Below are 19,310 nucleotides of genomic sequence, written 5' to 3'. Positions count from 1 at the left end.
CTCAAAATGATGGATAAGTCTCAAGATGAATGATCTCATTTCCTTAAGCAGGATTCGGGTTATTTTATGATTTTTTTTAAATTTTTAGATGGTTTCAATGTTGAATGTGTACTCTATTTTAAATAACCCGAATCGCGGATAAGAAATTGACTTGAAAAATAAGAGGACTAGAGCCATCAGTTGAGTTACCACACCAAACTCATAGCTCTAGTCCTAATGTTCAATAGTACAGAATTATTCTGCGTAATTGATGATTTCTTTCTCAAATTTGAAGCAACCTATTGGAATTTTCTTAAGCAAAGTAATCGTTCCTTAAGAATCAGAACTGCTCATTTAACCATTTCAGAAATCTGTTTTATCGCTATTTGGTACAAATGTTCTCATTTCAATAATTTCAAAGCCTTTTTCACTTGGTTAAAAGAAGATAAAAACCATTTATTTAAGTACTTGCCTTGCTACCAACGGATGATTCATCTAATCAATAGGCATCAATTAGCACTACATGCTTTACATGTGTCGCTGATGAAAGACCAAGACACACAATATTTATGGATTGATTCAACAACTCTGCCAGTTTGTAAAAATCAACGTATTCAGCGCCATAAATCATTAGTCCAAATTGCATCACGTGGTAAAAGCTCAATGGGCTGGTTTTATGGCTGTAAATTACATATTGCGATGAATCAATTTGGTGAAATTGCCTGTTCTGCTTTGTCGAATGGACATGTTGCTGACATAAAAATGGTTGAACAATTGGTTGCTGGTATAAAAGCAAAACTTTATGGGGATCGAGGTTACATCAGCCAAGAATTAAAAAGCAGGTTACAAGATCAAGGTATTGATTTGATTACTTATCATCGGAAGAACATGGAATCTGTTCAACTCAGTGCATCAGATGAATATCACCTAAGGCAACGCAATAAGATAGAAACGTTATTCAGCTTATTGAAAGGTCAATACAATTTAGTGACAAGTAAAGCACGCAGTGTTCGTGGATTTCTCAGTGGAATTTACGCCTCGTTATGTGCATATCAATTAGCTCATCAAAATAAACCAACAATTCAAATTATTGATTCATCGGCTTAAGCAGGATTCGGGTTAAATAAGATGAGTGATTTAAAAAATAATCATCAAAAATGAATAATTTTGTTTTGCGTTATCAAAAAGATAACGTTATCTTAGCTGAATGCTAATTAAGCATTAATAATGAAATAAAATATTCTAAAATTGATAAATCTGGAGAACTATTATGTTAAAAAAAATCGCTTTAGCTGCTGTTTTGGCTGTAGGTTCAACTGCTGCATTTGCTGATAAAGATGTAGGTTGTGGTATCGGTTCTCAGGTGTGGGCTGGTCAATCTGGTAAAGTGCCTAAAATTTTAGCTGCAACAACCAATGGTTTGTTTGCTAACCAATTGTTTGGTATTACTTTTGGTACTTTAGGTTGTAGCGGTACAGGTACGGTTACTGCTCAGGCTGTGACTTTTACCAATGAAAACGCTGAAACGATTGCACGTGATATGGCTGTTGGTCAAGGCGAAAGCTTGAATGTTTTAGCTTCACTTCTTAATATTAAAGCTGAAGACAAAGCACGTTTCTTCGCTGTATCTAAGCAAAATTTCTCTGAAATCTATTCAGCTGACAACAAAGATTCTTTACAAGTATTGGCTTCTTTACAGTCAGTGATGGCGAAAGACGAAGTATTGAAAGCTTACGTTTAATACTTGATTAAAACCCTGTCACATGACGGGGTTTTTTCTATCTAAAATTATTAAACCTTAAAAAGGTTATATCAAAATTTCAGCCATCCGATTGAACAGATTTGCATGATCAAACAAAAGTTATCTCTTATTTTACTTAGTCTTTGTGTATTGACGCCTCAAATTGTATTTTCAGAAATGATTGAGCATCCAAATTCTTCACTCAATAGTAACCTCGCTGATCACACACAAAAATATATTATAAAAGCAGATGCATTGAATCTAGAAAATCATCAAACATGGCAAGGGCTGATGTATGTTGATCCTAAAAATCAGCAAAGTGACATCACGTATAAGGGCTACTTTTTTTCTGATTTAAGTTCATTTAATTTAAAACAAGAGTTACAAGCGAATATTCAACAACTTTTTCTAACGACAGATGCAAATCAATCCATTCGATGTCGTTTTCCTGCGAGAAGCGAATGGCTCATACAACAACTGTCGATTCAAAAAGATGAATTACCACAAGTGCAATGCCCTGAGTTAGAGGAATGGCTCGGGCAGATCAAGCCTCACAAAGCCACATTAATCTACGCAACAGATTTTATGGGTAATCCAAGCTCCATGTTTGGGCATACTTTATTGCGGTTAGATCCTAAGGATCAGCAAGAATTAAATTTAGTCTCGTATGCGGTAAATTACGCGGCAACAGTCACCAGTGGTGATGATTTGGCTTTTGCATGGAAAGGCCTAACAGGACAATATCCGGGCGAGTACTCGTTGATGCCATATTATCGAAAGGTCAAGGAATATGGTGATTTTGAAAGTCGTGATTTATGGGAATATGAACTGGCACTGAATCCTGAAGAAACCTCATTTTTAGTTAAACATATTTGGGAAATGAAGCATGTCACTTTCCCTTATTATTTTGTCAGTGATAATTGTGCCTATCGACTCTTGGGTTTAATTGATCTCGTGAGACCTGAGGCAAATTTGACGGAAAAATTCAAAGTTGCAGCAATTCCCATTGAAACCATTAAAGCTGTACAACAACAAGGGTTAATTAAAGATACAGTTTATCGCCCAGCTTTAGAGACGCAATTGTTGGCACAAGCTAAGCGACATGGATATGACTTGGCGAAAGTGGCACATCAAGTTGGATTTACTGAACCTGAACTGATGTCTGAATCTTTGGATAAATACTCGGTATTAGATCAAGCTAAGATTCTAGAAATGGCGTATGACGATTTATATCTACATTTTATTGGGCGTAAAGTAGAGGAGTCTTTTGCGCAACCTAGACTGAGGACGTTATTGCAATTGAGAAGTCGTAGTACGGCAGACAAACAAAGAGCGAATCCTGAACAGCCTAAAACAGATCCAACGGCATCACATAAAGCTCGCCAGTTATCATTTCAAGCAGGCGAAGTTCAGGGTCAGAAATATGTGGAGCTGGGTCATCGTCAGGCTTATCACGATTTAATCGATCCTCAAGGTGGGTTTCGTACAGGAACTCAGTTGATGTTCTGGGATGGATCAATTCAGTATCGTGATGATGAATTGAAATTTAATCATTTTGATTTTCTGAGTGTGAATTCCTATAACCCCATCACGCCATTTAAAATGCCACTCAGTTGGGGCTTTAATTTGGGCTGGCAACAAGAGGCATTGGATGCCGATGGAGAGTTTAGTGAATTCGAGCAGCATGGCGTTGCAAGCCTGAAAACACAGTTTGGCTACACGATGGCGGATCAAGATCGCCAGCATCTATGTTATGCACAAATTCAGAATCAGGTTCAAGCATCGAAAGTACTAGATCAAGGTTGGCGAATTGGGGTGGGGCCAACCTTAGGCTGTCAAAATATTTGGTCAGATCAAGTAAATTCCTTGGTACAAGTTGAATTGCCGTATTGGGAAGACCATCATCAATGGAATTTAAAGCTCAAGACACATCTTCAATATGTTTTAAATCAGCAAAATGCATTAAGACTGGGTTGGGAATATCAATCGCAAAAGGGTCTGGATTGGGATAAATGGAGTTTAAGCTACGTCAAATTTTTCTAAGTTCGCATTATCAATTTTTTCTAAGTTCGTATTATATGGATAATGAAATACATAAGAATATAGAGTTATCTAAATTGACTAAAGCAATGAAACATTTTTGGATCATTGCTTTTAATTTGCTTACACGACTCGAAAATCAGCATCATTTTTAGCATAATATAAGTATTACTAATTATTTATATCATGTTTTATTATGAATGAGTTGTTGTCGGCTTTTATTGGCGGTGCCCTACTTGGTTTGTCGGTCATTGGTTATTTGTATGTGCATGGTCGAATTGCAGGGATTAGTGGTTTAATCGGTCAAATCTTAAATCCAAAGACAATCTTCAAAACGCCTGCGCTATGGTTTATTCTGGGTATTTTAATCGTCCCATTTTTCTTTCAAACTCAATTTAGTCAATCTGTCGAATTAAATGCTACGCCGTGGTTGATGGTGATGGCAGGTTTAATTGTCGGTATAGGAACTCGAATAGGTTCGGGATGTACCAGTGGTCATGGTATATGCGGAATTAGTCGTCTATCCAAACGTTCGTTGATTGCGACAGCTTGTTTCATGTTGACAGGAGCGTTCACTGTATTTGTGATGCGTCATGTGTTGGGAGCAAATGGATGAAAAATTTAATTGCCTTTGGATTGGGTGGATTATTTTCATTGGGCTTGATGTTGTCTGGTATGGCAAATCCTGAAAAAGTATTGAACTTCTTAGATGTTTTTGGTGCATGGGACCCAAGTCTTGCATTGGTGATGGCAGGTGCGATTGCTGTCGCATTTATACCGTTCCAAAAAGTGCTTCGACATCCTGAAATGAAGACTATTTATGGTGAAAAAATTCAATTACCCACCAAGCAAAACATCGATAAAAAACTCGTTTTAGGAAGCGCTTTATTTGGTATAGGTTGGGGCATAGCAGGGATTTGTCCAGCGCCAAGTTTCACCTTGATTGGTCTAGGTCATTATCAAGCACTGTACTTTATCTTTGCTATGTTTCTCGGTATATGGATTTATGACTTTTTTAAGCGCTAAGTTCATGTGATTTGATTAGATTTAGATGCCTATAAGACGATAAATCCTCGGCGGAGGACAACAGTGAGGTCAATAGGAAAGCAGGTAAACTGGGCGAGCCTGAATCCAATGGTTAGAGTTAGTTAAAATTAATGTTGAATTGCTTTCAATAGGGTTATTCATATTATGAGCGTTGTGTTCACGTATTAATTTCTGCTCCAATAATAAAAAACCTGCCGAAGCAGGTTTTTTTAATTAAGCAGGTATTGCTTTGGCTTTTTCTTCACGTTCCCACAGTCGATGGGATTGAATTGCTTTTTTAAAGTCTTTTTGAACATCTTTAAACGATTTAGAAATAAAGATCGCATCATCTTTTTCTAAACCAAGTTGTTCAAGAAGTGTCTCTTTGTCACCTAACAGGACAAAGGGTTTTAAATGCTTATAAGTTTCTTGAACATAATGTTTTGCAACACCATCTGCTTTGAAAGCATCTAAATTATTACCATCAATAACAACTACTGCATCATAAGTAATCGAAGGCTCACCATTTTGTCGACCATCAACCGCAATTTCCTCACCATTTTTTGATTTAACTGGTGCCGCATTTGGAGCGAGCACTTCAGCGATGGCATTCTCTGATTTAGCCCAAGCTTTGACTGCATCCACCGAAGCAGAATTTGCACCATCATGCACTAAAACGGCAATTTTACGTTGTTTAATATCGGGTGCAGGGAAGGCTTCAATGGATAACTTTTTAGACACCTGAATCGAAGATTTTGATTTAGGTGTTTTTGTCGCATCTTGAGTTACTTTTTTAGACACTTTAAGACCAAGTTCATCTGCAACAAACTTTGCTAGATCAACATCAATATTTACTAAAACTTCGTCAATCACACGTTGTCGAATCGCAACACGATTGACTTTAGAAAGTTCAAAAGCATAAGCGTCCTTAATATGTTGCTGTTCGTGTTTTTCTAGACTGCTATAGTTTAACGTTGCTTGTGAGAAATGATCGGCAAAGCTTTCTGGTCGAACTCTTAACTTGCTGCCTTCCACTTTTTCTGCATGTGTGCGATAAGCATGCTGATCCTCAGTAGCTTCACGCGGATAGTTATCATCTATAGAGTTGGGTTCATAATTGGCTTGACCCTTATGAATATGATGATTTGCGAAACCGCCACGTCGGTTGGTATGGAAAGGGCAGACAGGCTTGTTAATTGGAATTTGATTAAAGTTAGGCGTGCCTAGGCGATGTAAATGCGTGTCTGTATAACTAAATAAACGACCTTGTAGTAATGGATCATTACTGAAATCAATACCTGGAACTATATTCGCAGGGCTGAAAGCAACTTGCTCCGTTTCAGCAAAGAACTCATCGGTATTGCGATTGAGCACAAACTTACCCAATGGCGTTACAGGGACTAATTCTTCAGGTACGAGTTTTGTCGGGTCAAGAACATCAAAATCCCATTTCGCTGCATCTTCTTCAGTAAATATTTGTGCACCAAGTTCCCATTCAGGATAGTTACCTTGATTAATCGCATCCGTTAAATCACGACGATGGAAGTCGGGATCTTTACCATTCAGTTTTAAAGCTTCATCCCAGACCACTTGAGCAACCCCTTGCTTAGGCGTCCAATGGAACTTGACTAAATGAGCTTCGTTCTTTGCATTAATCAATCTAAAGGTATGAACACCAAAACCTTGAATGCTTCTTAAATTTCGTGGAATAGCTCGATCTGACATGACCCATGTGGTCATATGTGCGGTTTCAGTGTTTAAGGAAATGAAGTCCCAAAATGTATCGTGTGCAGATTGACCCGTTGGGATTTCATTATGATCCTCAGGTTTAACCGCATGTACAAAGTCTGGAAACTTGATTGCATCTTGAATAAAGAATACAGGAATATTATTGCCGACTAAATCATAGTTGCCATCTTGTGTATAAAATTTAATGGAAAAACCACGAACATCGCGGACGACATCAGCTGAACCACGTCCCCCTTGGACAGTTGAAATACGTACAAATATAGGTGTTTGGTTTTTTGTATCTGTTAAAAATTGTGCTTTAGTCCATTTTCCATTGCCTTCATAAGCCTCAAAATAACCATGTGCACCAACACCACGCGCATGTACAACGCGCTCAGGAATACGTTCACGATCAAAGTGAATCAGTTTATCTCGTAGTAAGAAATCCTCAAGCAATGTCGGTCCGGTACTACCCGCTTTTAAGCTATTTTGATTATCTGTAACTTTCACCCCAAGTGAAGTGGTCAGCGTTGTATTTTGAGGGTCTGAAAAAGCTTCATTTTCAAATTGTTTAATTTTTTGATTGTCTTTCTTTTTCATGTTCATCTCGCTATAGATTAAATATCAATAATAATTTGGCTGATGAAAAAACTTTTAGGTCATTAAAGACTTTCTAACTATGATTAGTTGTAGATAGTAAAGAGCACCTCAAAGTGATTCACTCTTTGAGGTGTCAAAATTTATTTTGCTTTAGATTTAGTTGGCTTTTTAGCAGTTGCTTTTACGCCTTTGGATGTGTCACTTTTAGACTGAGTCGTGGCTTTAGTCTTTGATGTTTTAGAGGTCGATTTTGCTTTACTCTCCTTCGCTTTTGAGTCTTTTGACTTAGAATCTTTATCTTGAGTCTCTTTAGCTTTAGCGGATTTTGTACTCGTTTTCTTGTTGGATTCTGCTGCTTTACCATCTTTTGCTTTGCTATCTTTTTTAGCAGCCGTTTTCGTTGATGATTTGGCTTTAGAATCCTTTGTGCTCGATTTTTCAGCAGATTTTTTAGTCGATTTCTCTGCCTTACTATCTGCTTTGTCATCTTTGGCTTTTGTCGATGATTTGGCAGGTGTTTTCTTTTTGGTTTCTGCAGTTTTTTTAGATTTTGAACCTTTATCTTTATCTAAAGATTCAATGGTTTTTTCAAGTTCTTCTTTTACAGTTTTTAAAAGCTCTTTTGCTTTGCTAGAACCTTTAGAATTAGTGGTTTGAGTCGTAGATTTCTTAGAAGTGTTTGTTTTCTTTTGTGTAGTAGCCATGGGCAAAATCCTTTATCAAATACGTTGTTGGAATGCCGAAAAAATTCGTCACAACTTCAATGTAACGTTTTAAAAATTAAGTTGTGTGTACAATATGTGACCAATTATTTAATTGTAAATTTTAAATTATAAGAGCTTGATAAACTTATGAAAATTAAAGTTTAAATGTAATTTGTATTACATTATTATTACATATAAGGTGAGAAATCTAAAATTAGTTGAAGAGAATGAGTATATATCTATCTTAGAAATAGCAAATTATATTGAATAAATTTAAAGTCTTAGAGTGAGACTTCAATATTTTAAAGAATCATTTATTAAAAATTGATAAGTTCAGACTTCAACGACAACATAATATTTTTTAACTGCTTTAATCACTTCAAAAGTCCCCTGAAATGCAGGAGGAATAATGCCTGCTTGACCCTCTGTCACTTCAATGAAGTTTCCTGAATGATCGTGTATACGGACTAGACCTTCAATCACAGTAAAGAATTCTTGTTTATTGTCCGCGAATACAATATTCCAAGCACCCACTTCGCACTCCCAAAGGCCGCAGTTCATATTTGGATGTTCATAAAGAATATGTGTAATTCTTTGAGGATTTCCTGAAACCAAACGATCTGGTCTAGGATAATCGATCGTCGGTTCTGCTTGGCTGAGACCTTGACCTGCAATAAAAATAGATGTCATTTTAAATATTCCTAAATACACATTAGAAATCAGAAAGTACTAAAACATGTTTTAAAGTTAAGACAAAATAAAACCCCAACATGGGTTGAGGTTTTGAGACAACATTAATGGCTTTCAGGGACGGCACTTAAGAATTCACGACGGTCTTCTTTATTGGTTTTGAAGTCACCGATGAATGACACGGTTCGAGTCGTAGACGCTTGTTTACCCACACCACGCATCATCATGCACATATGCGCAGAATCAATCACGACAGCTACACCGCGAGCACCTGTCACCTCAGCAACAGCTTCAGCAATTTGCTGTGTTAGATTTTCTTGAATCTGTAAGCGACGTGCAAACATTTCCGTGATTCGAGCAAATTTAGATAAGCCCAAAACATTGCCTTCAGGTAAGTATGCAATATGCACACGTCCATAGAACGGCAGTAAATGATGTTCACATAATGAATAAAATTCGATGTTTTTCACCAAAACCATTTCACGGTTATCTGAAGGGAAGACCGCATTGTTGGTCACTTCTTCAAGCGTTTGGCTGTAGCCCGACGTTAAATACGAAAAAGCTTTTGCAGCACGCATTGGCGTATCTTTTAGACCAGGACGAGTAAGATCTTCACCAACGGCTGTAAGGATGTTGGCGTAGGATTGCTGCATAGACATAAGACGTGTTCACTTACACTGATATCGAACAAGGACGGCATTGTAGCAGAAAACTATTACAATGCCCTGATTTGGGGAAAAAATCCGATTATTGATTAAATTTTGGGTTCTTTTCACTGCGTTTGAGTAAAACAAGCACAGCACCTGTGCCGCCTTGCTTTTCAGGTGCGCTGACAAATGCCAAAACATCACGATGTTGACGAAGCCAACCATTGACATACGTCTTTAAAATCGCATCAGGCCCTTTACCATGTACAATTTTTAAGACATTTTGATTTTCGTCTTTGGCAATTTGAATGATCTGTAATACAGCCTGACGTGCTTCTTCTACGGTACAGCCATGTAAGTCGACCGCTTCAAACCAACGTAGATTTCCAGCTTTTAAATCTTCAAACACTTTATGTTGAAGCGTAGCAATTCGATAGCTGAGATTCGCTTGACTGCCAACAGGGTTGAGCATTGCTTGAGTATCTGATAATTCAGCTAAGTCCGTTTGCATTGGACCTTCTGCAGCAGCACGTTTTGCAAGAATTTGAGCACTGGGCTTTTTTGAATTTGATTTGTCAATTTTCGCAATATTGCTGTTATCCATTTTTTGGACACCTTGCATTTGTTTGCGAAATAATTCGAGATCATCTTCAGGCTCGGATTGGACTTGAGCTTGTTCCTCGACAGCCTGTTTGATGGCTGCGGTGTGAGGATGGGTGATTTGCTTTTTAAATGATTTCAATAAGTCATACTGCGCTTTTGAAAGCGAAGAATCATGTTTACTCATAGTTGAATGAAACATCTAAATAGAGGGATTTGAAGCTTATTATAGTCGGAATACTGATAATTTTGAACAGGATTGGGATTTCAGGTGATTTTTTAATCGTCTTATCCGTAGCTTGATAACAACCTTATTAGAAGAAATAGGAAACCTTCTTAGCAGTTTCCTTAAGAGAATATAGTTTAATTTTTTGTGATGCTTAAATTTTTCAATTTTTTTTTATAGTCCGTCTTCTCGATAAGATAAGTATGAGGCGTATCTTTGTTTCAACTGATTGATGAGATTCTCGTTGGGAATGATAAGATCTATCCCACCATCATAAGGGGCAATAATGATATTTTTTTCAAAAGAAATGAAAAAAGCATGAGTTTCGTCATTGGCTATTTGGGTGAGTAAGCCATCGTGTAAATTTTTCGACCATATTGATTGAATAAAGTGTGGAATAAAGTATCGATTGTTATCTTCACCATCATCAAAATATGTTGGATCTATAGTATGTAAATGAATTGGTTTACCTATTTCAAAATCATAAAGATGAAAGGGACTGAGACTGTCATCAGGTGAGCTAATATCTCCATAGGAATATTGACCCGAAACAATATGGATCATAGCTTCTGAGCCAAAACAATCTGAAATGATTTGGTTTTGATGGCGTAGCAACTGTTTCAGCTCAATTTTGCTTTCAGCGTACCTTTTGGCATGAGGAAGACTGTAAATGCGTAGCCAGCTTTCAGAAAAATAATATTTAAACAAATAGCTTATTGGAATTTTTTGAGGGTAAAAGAGATTCCACGAAATTTCAAAATTATGATCTGATGAATTATTCATATTTTTTTAATGATCAAATTGAAGTAAAAAAGAAGAGGGTAAACAAACCCTCTTCTTAAATTTAGTTATAACTGTATTGGCTTACCAAACAATTCTGCAAATGCATGATCAGGGCGTGGCTGTTTCATAAAACTTTCCCCAACTAAAAATGAATGAATGTTATTTTCTTGCATCATGGCAACGTCAGCAGGCGTCGCAATACCGCTTTCAGTCACCAACAGGCGAGACGGTTCTAATAACTTCTTCAAACGGATCGATGTATTTAAATCGACATCAAATGTTTTCAGATTTCGATTATTGACACCTAAGATACAACGCTCATTCAAGAGAAGTGCACGTTCCAATTCTTCTTCATCATGTACTTCCACCAAAACATCTAAGTTCTGCTCAAACGCAGTTTTAGACATTTCTTCCAGTTGTTGATCCGATAAACACGCCACGATCAATAAAATACAGTCAGCATGCAAAGCACGAGCTTCGATCACACCATAAGGATCAATTAAGAAATCCTTACGTAATGCGGGTAAAGCGCAATGATTACGTGCAATCTGAATATTTTCATCCGCGCCTTGGAAGAAATCCACATCAGTCAAAACCGATAAGCAAGCAGCACCTGCAATTTCATATTGCTCAGCAATTTCTGCTGGATTAAAGTTTTCACGAATAATCCCTTTAGACGGAGACGCTTTTTTAATTTCAGCAATCACGCCTGGTTGTTTACTCATTAAAGATTGAGCAAAACCACGAACAGGTGTTGCGGCTTGAGCAAATTGTTCTACATCATACAAACTATGTTGCTTTAAACGAAGTGCAAACTCTTCATGTTTACGATCAATAATTTTACCTAAAATCGTATTTGCGATATTCACCATGAGTCGTTTCCTTGCTTAAGCTTCGTATTGTTTTAGTGTTTTAGTGAATTCAGATAGTACACTGAGTTTTTCTAAAGCTTGTCCACCATAAATAATGTCATGCGCCAGTGCCACGCCTTGTTTATAGCTTGTGGTTAAACCAGAAACATAGATGCCTGCACCTGCATTGAGTGCAATCATGTTGGCAGCTTTCTCACCAATCGCTGATTTCTTTTTACCGAGTGCATCTTGGATCAATTTAAAGCTGTGCGCAGAGTCTTCGATCATCAGACCCGTTAAAGTCTGAGATTCGATATCAACGTCTTCAGGTGTAATGGTATATTCTGTGACTTCACCATTTTTAAGCTCAGCAACATAGGTGGTTGACGCTAGGCTGATTTCATCTAAGCCATCACGTGAATGAACAACCATTACATGTTCAGCACCAAGTTGTTGCATCACTTCTGCAATCGGACGGCATAGTTCTTGCGAGAACACACCGATCACTAAACGTTTTACTCCTGCCGGATTCGTAAGCGGGCCAAGGAGGTTGAAAATGCTTCGGAATGCCAATTCACGACGTGGACCAACTGCATATTTCATTGCTTTATGATGATTCGGTGCAAACAAGAAACCCACACCCATTTCACGGATACAGCGCTCAGTCTGAGCCATGTTTAGATCAAGATTGATTCCTGCAATTTCTAGCAGATCAGAAGAGCCTGATTTGGTTGAAACACCACGGTTGCCATGCTTTGCAATAGTTGCACCAGCGGCTGCGATGACAAAAGCAGACGCCGTCGATACGTTAAACAAGTTTTGACCGTCACCACCTGTACCCACGATATCAACCAAGTAGGGTACATCGCTGACATCAATCTTGATGGCAAATTCGCGCATCACACGTGCTGCTGCGGTGATTTCATCAATACTTTCACCTTTTTGGCGAAGTCCCATCATCAAAGCGCCAATTTGGGCATCAGTGGCTTCACCATTCATGATGATACGCATCACGTCTTCCATTTGCGGTTGAGTGAGTTCGATATTTTTAGTGATGTTATTTAAAGCTTGTTGCATGTTCATAATCTGTTTCGCACTCTATCTAAGCGTAAATTTCTAAAAAGTTTTTAAAGACTTGATGACCGTGTTCACTGAGAATTGACTCTGGGTGATACTGCACGCCTTCAATAGGCAATGTCTTATGTTTCACACCCATAATTTCTTCCATCGAACCATTGGCTTGATTGGTCCAGCATGTGACCTCTAGGCATTCCGGTACAGTCGCCTGATCAATCACCAAAGAGTGATAACGCGTTGCAGCAAATGGAGAAGGTAAATTACTGAAAATACCAGTATTTGAATGATACATATCTGAAAGACGACCATGCATCACTGTTTTTGCACGAATGATATCACCACCAAAAGCTTGCCCAATCGCTTGATGACCAAGACAAACACCTAAAAGTGGAATCTTTCCTGCAAAATGCTGAATCACAGGAATCGAAATCCCTGCTTCAGAAGGGGAACATGGACCAGGACCAATCACGATGTATTTCGGTTGCCATCGCTCAATTTCTTCTAATGTGACTTGATCATTCCGAACAACTTTTACTTGTTGATCTAACTCGCCGAAATATTGGACGATGTTATAAGTAAAGCTATCGTAATTGTCTATCATTAAGAGCATGAGACTGAACCTACTAACCTATTGAAATTTATGCACTGAATTGTGCTTTATAATCCGTTTGCTATCCATGGCATAACGTTTAACATTCATTTGAAGAATGTCCATGTAAGAAATGGATATAGCGCCATCATAGCAAAAAATTAAATATAATCAGTTTAAAAATTAAGTTTTACTGATCACAGTTGCAACTTTTAAAAATGACGCACCTCACTGCATATTCAAGATGATCAAAACAGTATTTTTCAAACAATTTATAAATGTGTGTTTAATTGATATTTAACTGTATCTAAATAATATGCATTAGATCCTATCTGATTGAAAATGAAAACTAAATTTCGTCAATTTTGAGTTATAAAGTTTCGAAACAAATGCTATATTCGAGTTTAAACATAGAGTGATAAATCATCATTTATATGCTTAAAAAATAATTCATAGATCTAGTTAGATGAATATTTTTTACAAAGATACGTCGGCTCTAGTTAGAGTTGTTTTTAAATTTTACATTTTATCGTTATTAAAATGAGAGGGTTGAATGAAAGAACAGATCAAAATTGCAGTCTTTGGTTTGAGCCTGAATGTGCTGGAGAATTTTAAATATAAATTAAGCAGTATGTTCGAAGATCTGTTCAAAATTTCTTGGGTTAATATTGGTGATCCGCAGCTAGAAATTTTATTGGTGAATGATATGTTTTTTGGTTCACCAACCATTCAAAATCTGGTGAGTTCCAAACAGCTCCCGTATTTACGCTTGATTACTCAAGCAGAAAGATCGGGATCGATTGTGAATGACACCCTGTATTTACCCTTTACTGAAAATGATCAGGTGAGAATCTGGTTCAAGGACCGTTATGCCAAAGTTCCGCTTAATCAAAAGTTGAGTAAAGAAGTCACTCAAAAACAGTTTGAAATCTCAAAAATTTTAGAAGAATTGCTAAACGAGCGAAACGGAAACCTACAAGTTTTTGATTCTAATGGCCCTATAGGATTGGTAAATACTCGTTCAGAACAAATTTGGTTAGATCCATCTCGGAAAATTGATGGTACCGATGAAACCTTAAATTATACCTATGCCACCATGCAAATGATGCAAAATGTGAGCTTGACCCAAGGCAACGATTTGCGATCTTTTTTGTGGAATATGATGTGGTCTTCTAATCGGTTGATACAGGTAAAAAACACGCAAAAATATTATAAGTTACAGTACTGGCCACACAGTAATTCAGTCAGAGAGCGTACACAAATTTTTAAAATAGCAGCGTGCTTTGAGCGTGGAAGTAATATTAAGCATGTAGAAAAAAAATTGGGATTATCTGCTGAAATCATTGAAAAATTTGTTTCCATTGGTTTAATCACGCAAATACTCAAAGAAATTGATGAAGAGCAAGCGCAATTTATCTCTGAACAGGTTGTGGAAAAACAAGGTGTGATTAAAGGTTTTTTTGGTAAGTTGAGAAAAAAACTAGGAATTTAAAAGATTCCAATTATTCATAATATTTTGATCGAATTTTATTAAGAGCTTAGGGGACCAAGATGATTCTACAACAATATAAGATTGTATTTGGTGGAAAAATGGGGGCTGGTAAATCTGAGGCAATTCAGTCCATTTCTGAAACAAAGGTTCTTTCCACAGAAGCATTAAACACAGATCAGGATGCACACAGCAAAGCTTTGACAACTGTTGGAATTGATTATGGAGAAATCCAAATCGAAGATGATATTACTGTCGGTTTGTATGGGACACCGGGTCAGGAACGCTTTGATTTTATGTGGCCCGTCATCTGTGAAGGGGCTATTGGCGCGATCATACTGATTGATCATTCTAGCCGCTCAGCTCTAGATGACTTAGCGTATTACTTTGAAACTTTTAGTAAATTTATTTCAAATCTAGTCATTGGAATTACTCATGTTGATGAAGACTCACAACAGTTGTTAAAAAAATACCGAAATTGGATGGATATGAATAATATTCACTTACCAATTTTTGCAGTAGATGCACGTGTAAAAGATGATGTTCTGTTATTAGTTGAAGTGCTTATTGCACGTGCTGAAGTGCAGTATCTTTAGAAAAATCTCTCCGATTTGGTGCAATAAACAATAATAAATACGCAAAGAAATCAAAGATGATTATTTTCTATTTTAATTGAGATTCCGTCTGATCATGTTTAAAAATCCGAATTCTGGTTAAGGAAGTAAGATTTTTCATTTTGAGACCGATTCAGTATTTTAATTATGAAAAAATCTATGATTTGATTTGGTGGCACCAAAATTGGATTCAAATGAACCAAAAATTAAATTTATTTCATAGTCTTGAATAAAAAAGATTAGCCTTGATTCGGGCTAAAGAAGATTTAAATAATCAATAGATAATGGGTAAATGTTGACTGAAGGATTTATTTTTTTCTCAAAGTGGACTTACATTGAGCCTAACGGGGCCTTAAGCTCTTTTTAGAGGTGTAAAATGCACTAAAATGGTGCAGCATAATTTTCTTAAAAATATAAATATAGTTCTATGTGTGAATATGGTGCATTTACTTTTTGACACAGTATAATAAAGACATTAGCAAATAGTCTAAGCTCGTTTTCTCATAAGGATTTCAAGATTTTAGATTTATTTGTGAAAGTTGGTATGAGAATTGCTTAAGCTATATCAACTTCTAACACGCACTTGAAAGTGCAACAAAAAATTCATTGGAGCAAATGAGCATGGCGAACAAGGTCCTTCAACTCATACAAGAAAGTGGCGCAAAATGGGTCGATTTTCGCTTTACTGATACTAAGGGTAAAGAGCAACACGTGACTTACCCCGCTGACACAATCGATGAAGACTCATTCGAAGACGGTAAAATGTTCGATGGTTCATCAATTGCAGGTTGGAAAGGTATTGAAGCGTCTGACATGATTTTACGCCCGGATGCTGAAACTGGTTTTATCGACCCGTTCTTCGCTGAGCCTACAGTTGTTGTGACTTGTGACGTTATCGAACCATCTACAGGTCAAGGTTATGATCGTGATCCACGTTCGATTGCTCGCCGTGCTGAAGAATATTTAAAATCTACAGGTATTGGTGATACAGCATTCTTCGGTCCAGAACCAGAATTCTTCGTATTTGATGAAGTTAAATGGGAAATCGACATGTCTGGCGCTCGCCATACATTGATCGCTGAAGAAGCTGCTTGGTCTACGAACAAAGATTACGAAGGTGGTAACTCAGGGCATCGTCCACATGTTAAAGGCGGTTACTTCCCAGTTCCTCCGGTAGATTCTTCACATGATATGCGTGCAGAAATGTGTGCAAAAATTGAAGACATCATGGGACCTGGTCGTGTAGAAGTTCATCACCACGAAGTTGCATCTTGCCAATTAGAAATTGGTGTGAGTTTCAATACCATGGTGCGTAAAGCGGACGAAGTGCAACAGTTTAAATATGCTGTTTGGAACGTTGCGCACCAATATGCGAAAACTGCGACGTTTATGCCTAAACCAATGGTTGGCGATAATGGTTCTGGTATGCACGTGCATATGTCGATCTCAAAAGATGGCAAGAACTTGTTTGCTGGTGATGAATATGCAGGTTTGTCAGAAATGGCATTGTATTTCATCGGTGGCGTGATCAAGCATGCGCGTTCATTGAATGCAATTACTAACCCTTCTACGAACTCGTACAAGCGTTTAGTGCCACATTATGAAGCACCAATTATGTTGGCTTACTCAGCGCGTAACCGTTCTGCATCTATCCGTATTCCTTATGTTTCTAGCCCGAAAGGCAAACGTATCGAAGCACGCTTCCCTGATCCAATGATGAACCCGTACTTAGGTTTCGCAGCATTATTGATGGCGGGTATCGACGGTATTCAAAATAAGATTCACCCAGGTGAAGCTGCGGATAAAAACTTGTACGATCTTCCTCCTGAAGAAGAAGCAAAAATCCCAACCGTTGCGCATAGCTTGGATATGGCGCTTGAAGCACTTCAAGCGGATCATGACTACCTGCTTAAAGGTGGCGTGTTCACTAAAGAAATGTTGGATGCTTATATCGAGCTTAAAACTGAAGAAGTTCGTCGTTTGAACACGACAACTCACCCAGTTGAATTTGACATGTACTACAGCCTGTAATTTATTTTTAAATAACACTATAAAAAGAACCCGCGCATGTCGCGGGTTTTTTTAATCTCGCGTATTGTTGAGTTAAGATAATGCATTGATTAATAAATTGAGTTGTCATGGCAAAACCACGTAAAAAACATACAGGATTTTTTCCTTGGGTTGATCCACAAGATCATGAAAAAGGTTTTAAGTTGAATTTTTCAGAAGTAATTTATATAGAAATAGGGCGAACGATTGAGGGATATAAGCAAGCTGAATTTATAGAATTGAAAAATCCAGAATTGGCTTTAAGTTTTGATTATCCAAAAAGCTTTTATATCAGTGCTGAAGGTTTGATTTTGATTAAATCACCACAAGGTCAATTTCAAGTGATTGCTAAAACAGACAATGCTTAGTCATTGAAATATTATGGTTTAAATGTATTGATTTGATGAAGTTTTAAAATTAGCCAATGAGTGATTTATGCAGCATATTCCAAAACAACTAAGTCCTTGGCTAAGTGCATCTGGATCATTGACTCAGCAATTGACAGATCTAGCAAACGGATCATTTAGAGTTCAACCTGTTAAAGAGCACTTTCAAAGATTAAGTTTTCAAGATGCCAAATGGATGCAAATGCCCAAGCATCATACTTCATGGGTGCGAGAGAGTTATCTTTACGGTTGTGAAGAACGGCCTTGGGTGAAGGCAAAAAGTATTTTTCCAATCTTAAGTTTGCAAAAAAAAGCGCGAATATTTCAGCACATTGGTACTAAGCCTATAGGATTATTTTTGTTTCAACGGACTCAACCCGCATGTGATCGTCGTGTGATCTTGCTTGAAGATGGTTGGACCCGTCAGAGCTGTTATACTTGGCATGGGTGTAAATTTATTGTTCAAGAAACTTTTTTACAGAGTTTTGAACGATTTATACAACAAAAAACTTAATTAAATGTGGTTAAAGACGAATGACTGTGACGCAGAGTATCACTTGGCGTGAACGCTTAGAAGCCTACTATTATTTATGTCGTTTTGATAAGCCGATTGGTACTGAACTGGTATTTTGGCCAACCATGTGGGCATTGTGGATTGCGAACTCGGGTACACCTAGTTTGCCAATACTGATTCCGATGATTCTCGGGACAGTATTTATGCGTGCCGCTGGCTGTGCCATCAATGATTTTGCAGATCGCAAGGTAGATGGTGCCGTAGAGCGAACTAAAACTCGTCCATTGGCAACAGGTGTGATTCGAGCAAGGGAAGCAATCTACGTATTTTTAGCACTCGTATTCGCCAGTGCGTGTATGTTGTTTTTCTTGCCGATTGAAACGTTTTATTGGTCTTTTGGGGCATTATCTTTAGCTTTCATTTATCCATTTATGAAACGCTACACTCACTTGCCACAAGTGTTTTTAGGCGCAGCATTTTCATGGTCTATTCCTATGGCGTATACCGCCGTTGGGCAAACGCCTGATTTGACATGTTGGTTGCTTTATTTTGGTAATTTGGCGTGGACAGTGGCATATGATACTCAATATGCGATAACTGATCGTGAGGATGATTTAAAAATTGGTGTGAAATCTACCGCGATCTTGTTTGGGCGATTTGATATTCAAATCATTTCAATATTGCAGTTGTTCAGTCTAATTTTATTGGGTTCTGCACTCTGGTTGGAAGGTTTAATCATTCCATTTGGGGGGCTTGCGTTGTTGGTTGTTGCAATGGATTTTATTTATCAATGGACACGAACACGTGATAAAAATCCTCAACAGTGTTTCTGGGCATTTAGACATAACCGATGGGTGGGACTGATGATTTTTATCGGCATATTCATCGCTACCTTATAATTTTTGGTTTTTTGAATAAAAGCATCCTAGCCAGATGCTTTTTTTTATGCTTAATTAAAACAAGCCAAAATGGCTTTG

The 19,310-nt window shown here is 37.5% G+C and carries 20 protein-coding genes; 11 read left to right on the top strand and 9 right to left on the bottom strand.

What is annotated here, in order from left to right; genetic code table 11:
- The first annotated feature begins 216 nt into the window (after nucleotides 1–216).
- The 5 genes from AC5YD2_RS03800 to AC5YD2_RS03780 all read left to right on the top strand — a co-directional run bounded on the left by AC5YD2_RS03800 (nucleotide 217) and on the right by AC5YD2_RS03780 (nucleotide 4,786).
- Nucleotides 217–1,086 carry an IS982 family transposase gene (locus AC5YD2_RS03800; protein WP_496125039.1) on the top strand — a complete coding sequence of 290 codons (870 nt, stop codon included), beginning with the start codon at nucleotides 217–219 and terminating at the stop codon, nucleotides 1,084–1,086.
- Nucleotides 1,087–1,249: 163 nt separating this feature from the next.
- On the top strand, nucleotides 1,250–1,720 hold the full coding sequence (locus tag AC5YD2_RS03795) for a DUF3015 family protein (protein ID WP_496125038.1): 471 nt from the start codon (nucleotides 1,250–1,252) through the stop codon (nucleotides 1,718–1,720).
- Nucleotides 1,721–1,897: 177 nt separating this feature from the next.
- Nucleotides 1,898–3,763, top strand: a complete 1,866-nt coding sequence (locus AC5YD2_RS03790; RefSeq protein ID WP_496125069.1) for an Lnb N-terminal periplasmic domain-containing protein — start codon at nucleotides 1,898–1,900, stop codon at nucleotides 3,761–3,763.
- Between the two features lie 193 nt (nucleotides 3,764–3,956).
- Entirely contained in the window at nucleotides 3,957–4,376 is a 420-nt protein-coding gene (locus AC5YD2_RS03785; protein WP_496125037.1) for a YeeE/YedE family protein, read from the top strand.
- Nucleotides 4,373–4,786, top strand: a complete 414-nt coding sequence (locus AC5YD2_RS03780) for a DUF6691 family protein (RefSeq protein ID WP_496125036.1) — start codon at nucleotides 4,373–4,375, stop codon at nucleotides 4,784–4,786. The genes AC5YD2_RS03785 and AC5YD2_RS03780 overlap by 4 nt, the downstream gene beginning before the upstream one ends.
- Before the next feature lie 234 nt (nucleotides 4,787–5,020).
- Here the strand turns inward: AC5YD2_RS03780 and AC5YD2_RS03775 are convergent, their stop codons facing one another.
- The 9 genes from AC5YD2_RS03775 to AC5YD2_RS03735 form a co-directional block, all read right to left on the bottom strand.
- Nucleotides 5,021–7,114: a catalase gene (locus AC5YD2_RS03775; RefSeq protein ID WP_496125035.1), complete on the bottom strand. Its 2,094-nt coding sequence runs from the start codon at nucleotides 7,112–7,114 to the stop codon at nucleotides 5,021–5,023.
- A gap of 140 nt (nucleotides 7,115–7,254) precedes the next feature.
- Nucleotides 7,255–7,818 carry a hypothetical protein gene (locus tag AC5YD2_RS03770; RefSeq protein ID WP_496125034.1) on the bottom strand — a complete coding sequence of 188 codons (564 nt, stop codon included), beginning with the start codon at nucleotides 7,816–7,818 and terminating at the stop codon, nucleotides 7,255–7,257.
- A 333-nt stretch (nucleotides 7,819–8,151) separates the two neighbouring features.
- Nucleotides 8,152–8,508 carry a cupin domain-containing protein gene (locus tag AC5YD2_RS03765; RefSeq protein ID WP_496125033.1) on the bottom strand — a complete coding sequence of 119 codons (357 nt, stop codon included), beginning with the start codon at nucleotides 8,506–8,508 and terminating at the stop codon, nucleotides 8,152–8,154.
- A gap of 104 nt (nucleotides 8,509–8,612) precedes the next feature.
- A complete protein-coding gene (gene folE / locus AC5YD2_RS03760; RefSeq protein WP_496125068.1) occupies nucleotides 8,613–9,161 on the bottom strand; it encodes a GTP cyclohydrolase I FolE in 549 nt (182 codons plus the stop codon).
- Between the two features lie 94 nt (nucleotides 9,162–9,255).
- Nucleotides 9,256–9,942, bottom strand: coding sequence for a Smr/MutS family protein (locus AC5YD2_RS03755; RefSeq protein ID WP_496125032.1), 687 nt, complete (start codon nucleotides 9,940–9,942; stop codon nucleotides 9,256–9,258).
- Nucleotides 9,943–10,155: 213 nt separating this feature from the next.
- The gene (locus tag AC5YD2_RS03750) at nucleotides 10,156–10,764 is read right to left on the bottom strand and encodes a DUF3885 domain-containing protein (RefSeq protein ID WP_496125031.1); all 609 of its coding nucleotides are present in this window, start codon (nucleotides 10,762–10,764) and stop codon (nucleotides 10,156–10,158) included.
- A 65-nt stretch (nucleotides 10,765–10,829) separates the two neighbouring features.
- Nucleotides 10,830–11,636 carry an indole-3-glycerol phosphate synthase TrpC gene (gene trpC, locus AC5YD2_RS03745; RefSeq protein ID WP_496125030.1) on the bottom strand — a complete coding sequence of 269 codons (807 nt, stop codon included), beginning with the start codon at nucleotides 11,634–11,636 and terminating at the stop codon, nucleotides 10,830–10,832.
- A gap of 15 nt (nucleotides 11,637–11,651) precedes the next feature.
- Complete coding sequence (gene trpD, locus AC5YD2_RS03740) at nucleotides 11,652–12,698, bottom strand: anthranilate phosphoribosyltransferase (RefSeq protein ID WP_496125029.1); 1,047 nt, start codon at nucleotides 12,696–12,698, stop codon at nucleotides 11,652–11,654.
- A 19-nt stretch (nucleotides 12,699–12,717) separates the two neighbouring features.
- On the bottom strand, nucleotides 12,718–13,302 hold the full coding sequence (locus tag AC5YD2_RS03735) for an anthranilate synthase component II (protein WP_496125028.1): 585 nt from the start codon (nucleotides 13,300–13,302) through the stop codon (nucleotides 12,718–12,720).
- 532 nt (nucleotides 13,303–13,834) lie between these two features.
- Between AC5YD2_RS03735 and AC5YD2_RS03730 the strand changes: the two genes are divergently transcribed.
- From AC5YD2_RS03730 to ubiA, 6 genes are all read left to right on the top strand, one after another.
- Nucleotides 13,835–14,773: a hypothetical protein gene (locus AC5YD2_RS03730; RefSeq protein ID WP_496125027.1), complete on the top strand. Its 939-nt coding sequence runs from the start codon at nucleotides 13,835–13,837 to the stop codon at nucleotides 14,771–14,773.
- A 59-nt stretch (nucleotides 14,774–14,832) separates the two neighbouring features.
- Nucleotides 14,833–15,366 carry a GTP-binding protein gene (locus AC5YD2_RS03725; RefSeq protein WP_496125026.1) on the top strand — a complete coding sequence of 178 codons (534 nt, stop codon included), beginning with the start codon at nucleotides 14,833–14,835 and terminating at the stop codon, nucleotides 15,364–15,366.
- Between the two features lie 633 nt (nucleotides 15,367–15,999).
- Nucleotides 16,000–17,415 (top strand): type I glutamate--ammonia ligase, encoded by a 1,416-nt coding sequence (gene glnA / locus AC5YD2_RS03720; RefSeq protein WP_496125025.1) that lies wholly within the window; start codon nucleotides 16,000–16,002, stop codon nucleotides 17,413–17,415.
- Nucleotides 17,416–17,522: 107 nt separating this feature from the next.
- Nucleotides 17,523–17,801: a hypothetical protein gene (locus tag AC5YD2_RS03715; RefSeq protein WP_496125024.1), complete on the top strand. Its 279-nt coding sequence runs from the start codon at nucleotides 17,523–17,525 to the stop codon at nucleotides 17,799–17,801.
- Nucleotides 17,802–17,868: 67 nt separating this feature from the next.
- Nucleotides 17,869–18,333, top strand: coding sequence for a chorismate--pyruvate lyase family protein (locus AC5YD2_RS03710; protein WP_496125023.1), 465 nt, complete (start codon nucleotides 17,869–17,871; stop codon nucleotides 18,331–18,333).
- Nucleotides 18,334–18,353: 20 nt separating this feature from the next.
- Nucleotides 18,354–19,232: a 4-hydroxybenzoate octaprenyltransferase gene (gene ubiA, locus AC5YD2_RS03705; protein ID WP_496125022.1), complete on the top strand. Its 879-nt coding sequence runs from the start codon at nucleotides 18,354–18,356 to the stop codon at nucleotides 19,230–19,232.
- Nucleotides 19,233–19,310 lie beyond the last annotated feature (78 nt).

The organism is Acinetobacter sp. CY73 (assembly GCF_059515865.1).
Note: the sequence above shows the minus strand (reverse complement) of the source record. Positions and strands in the feature narration are given on the sequence as shown.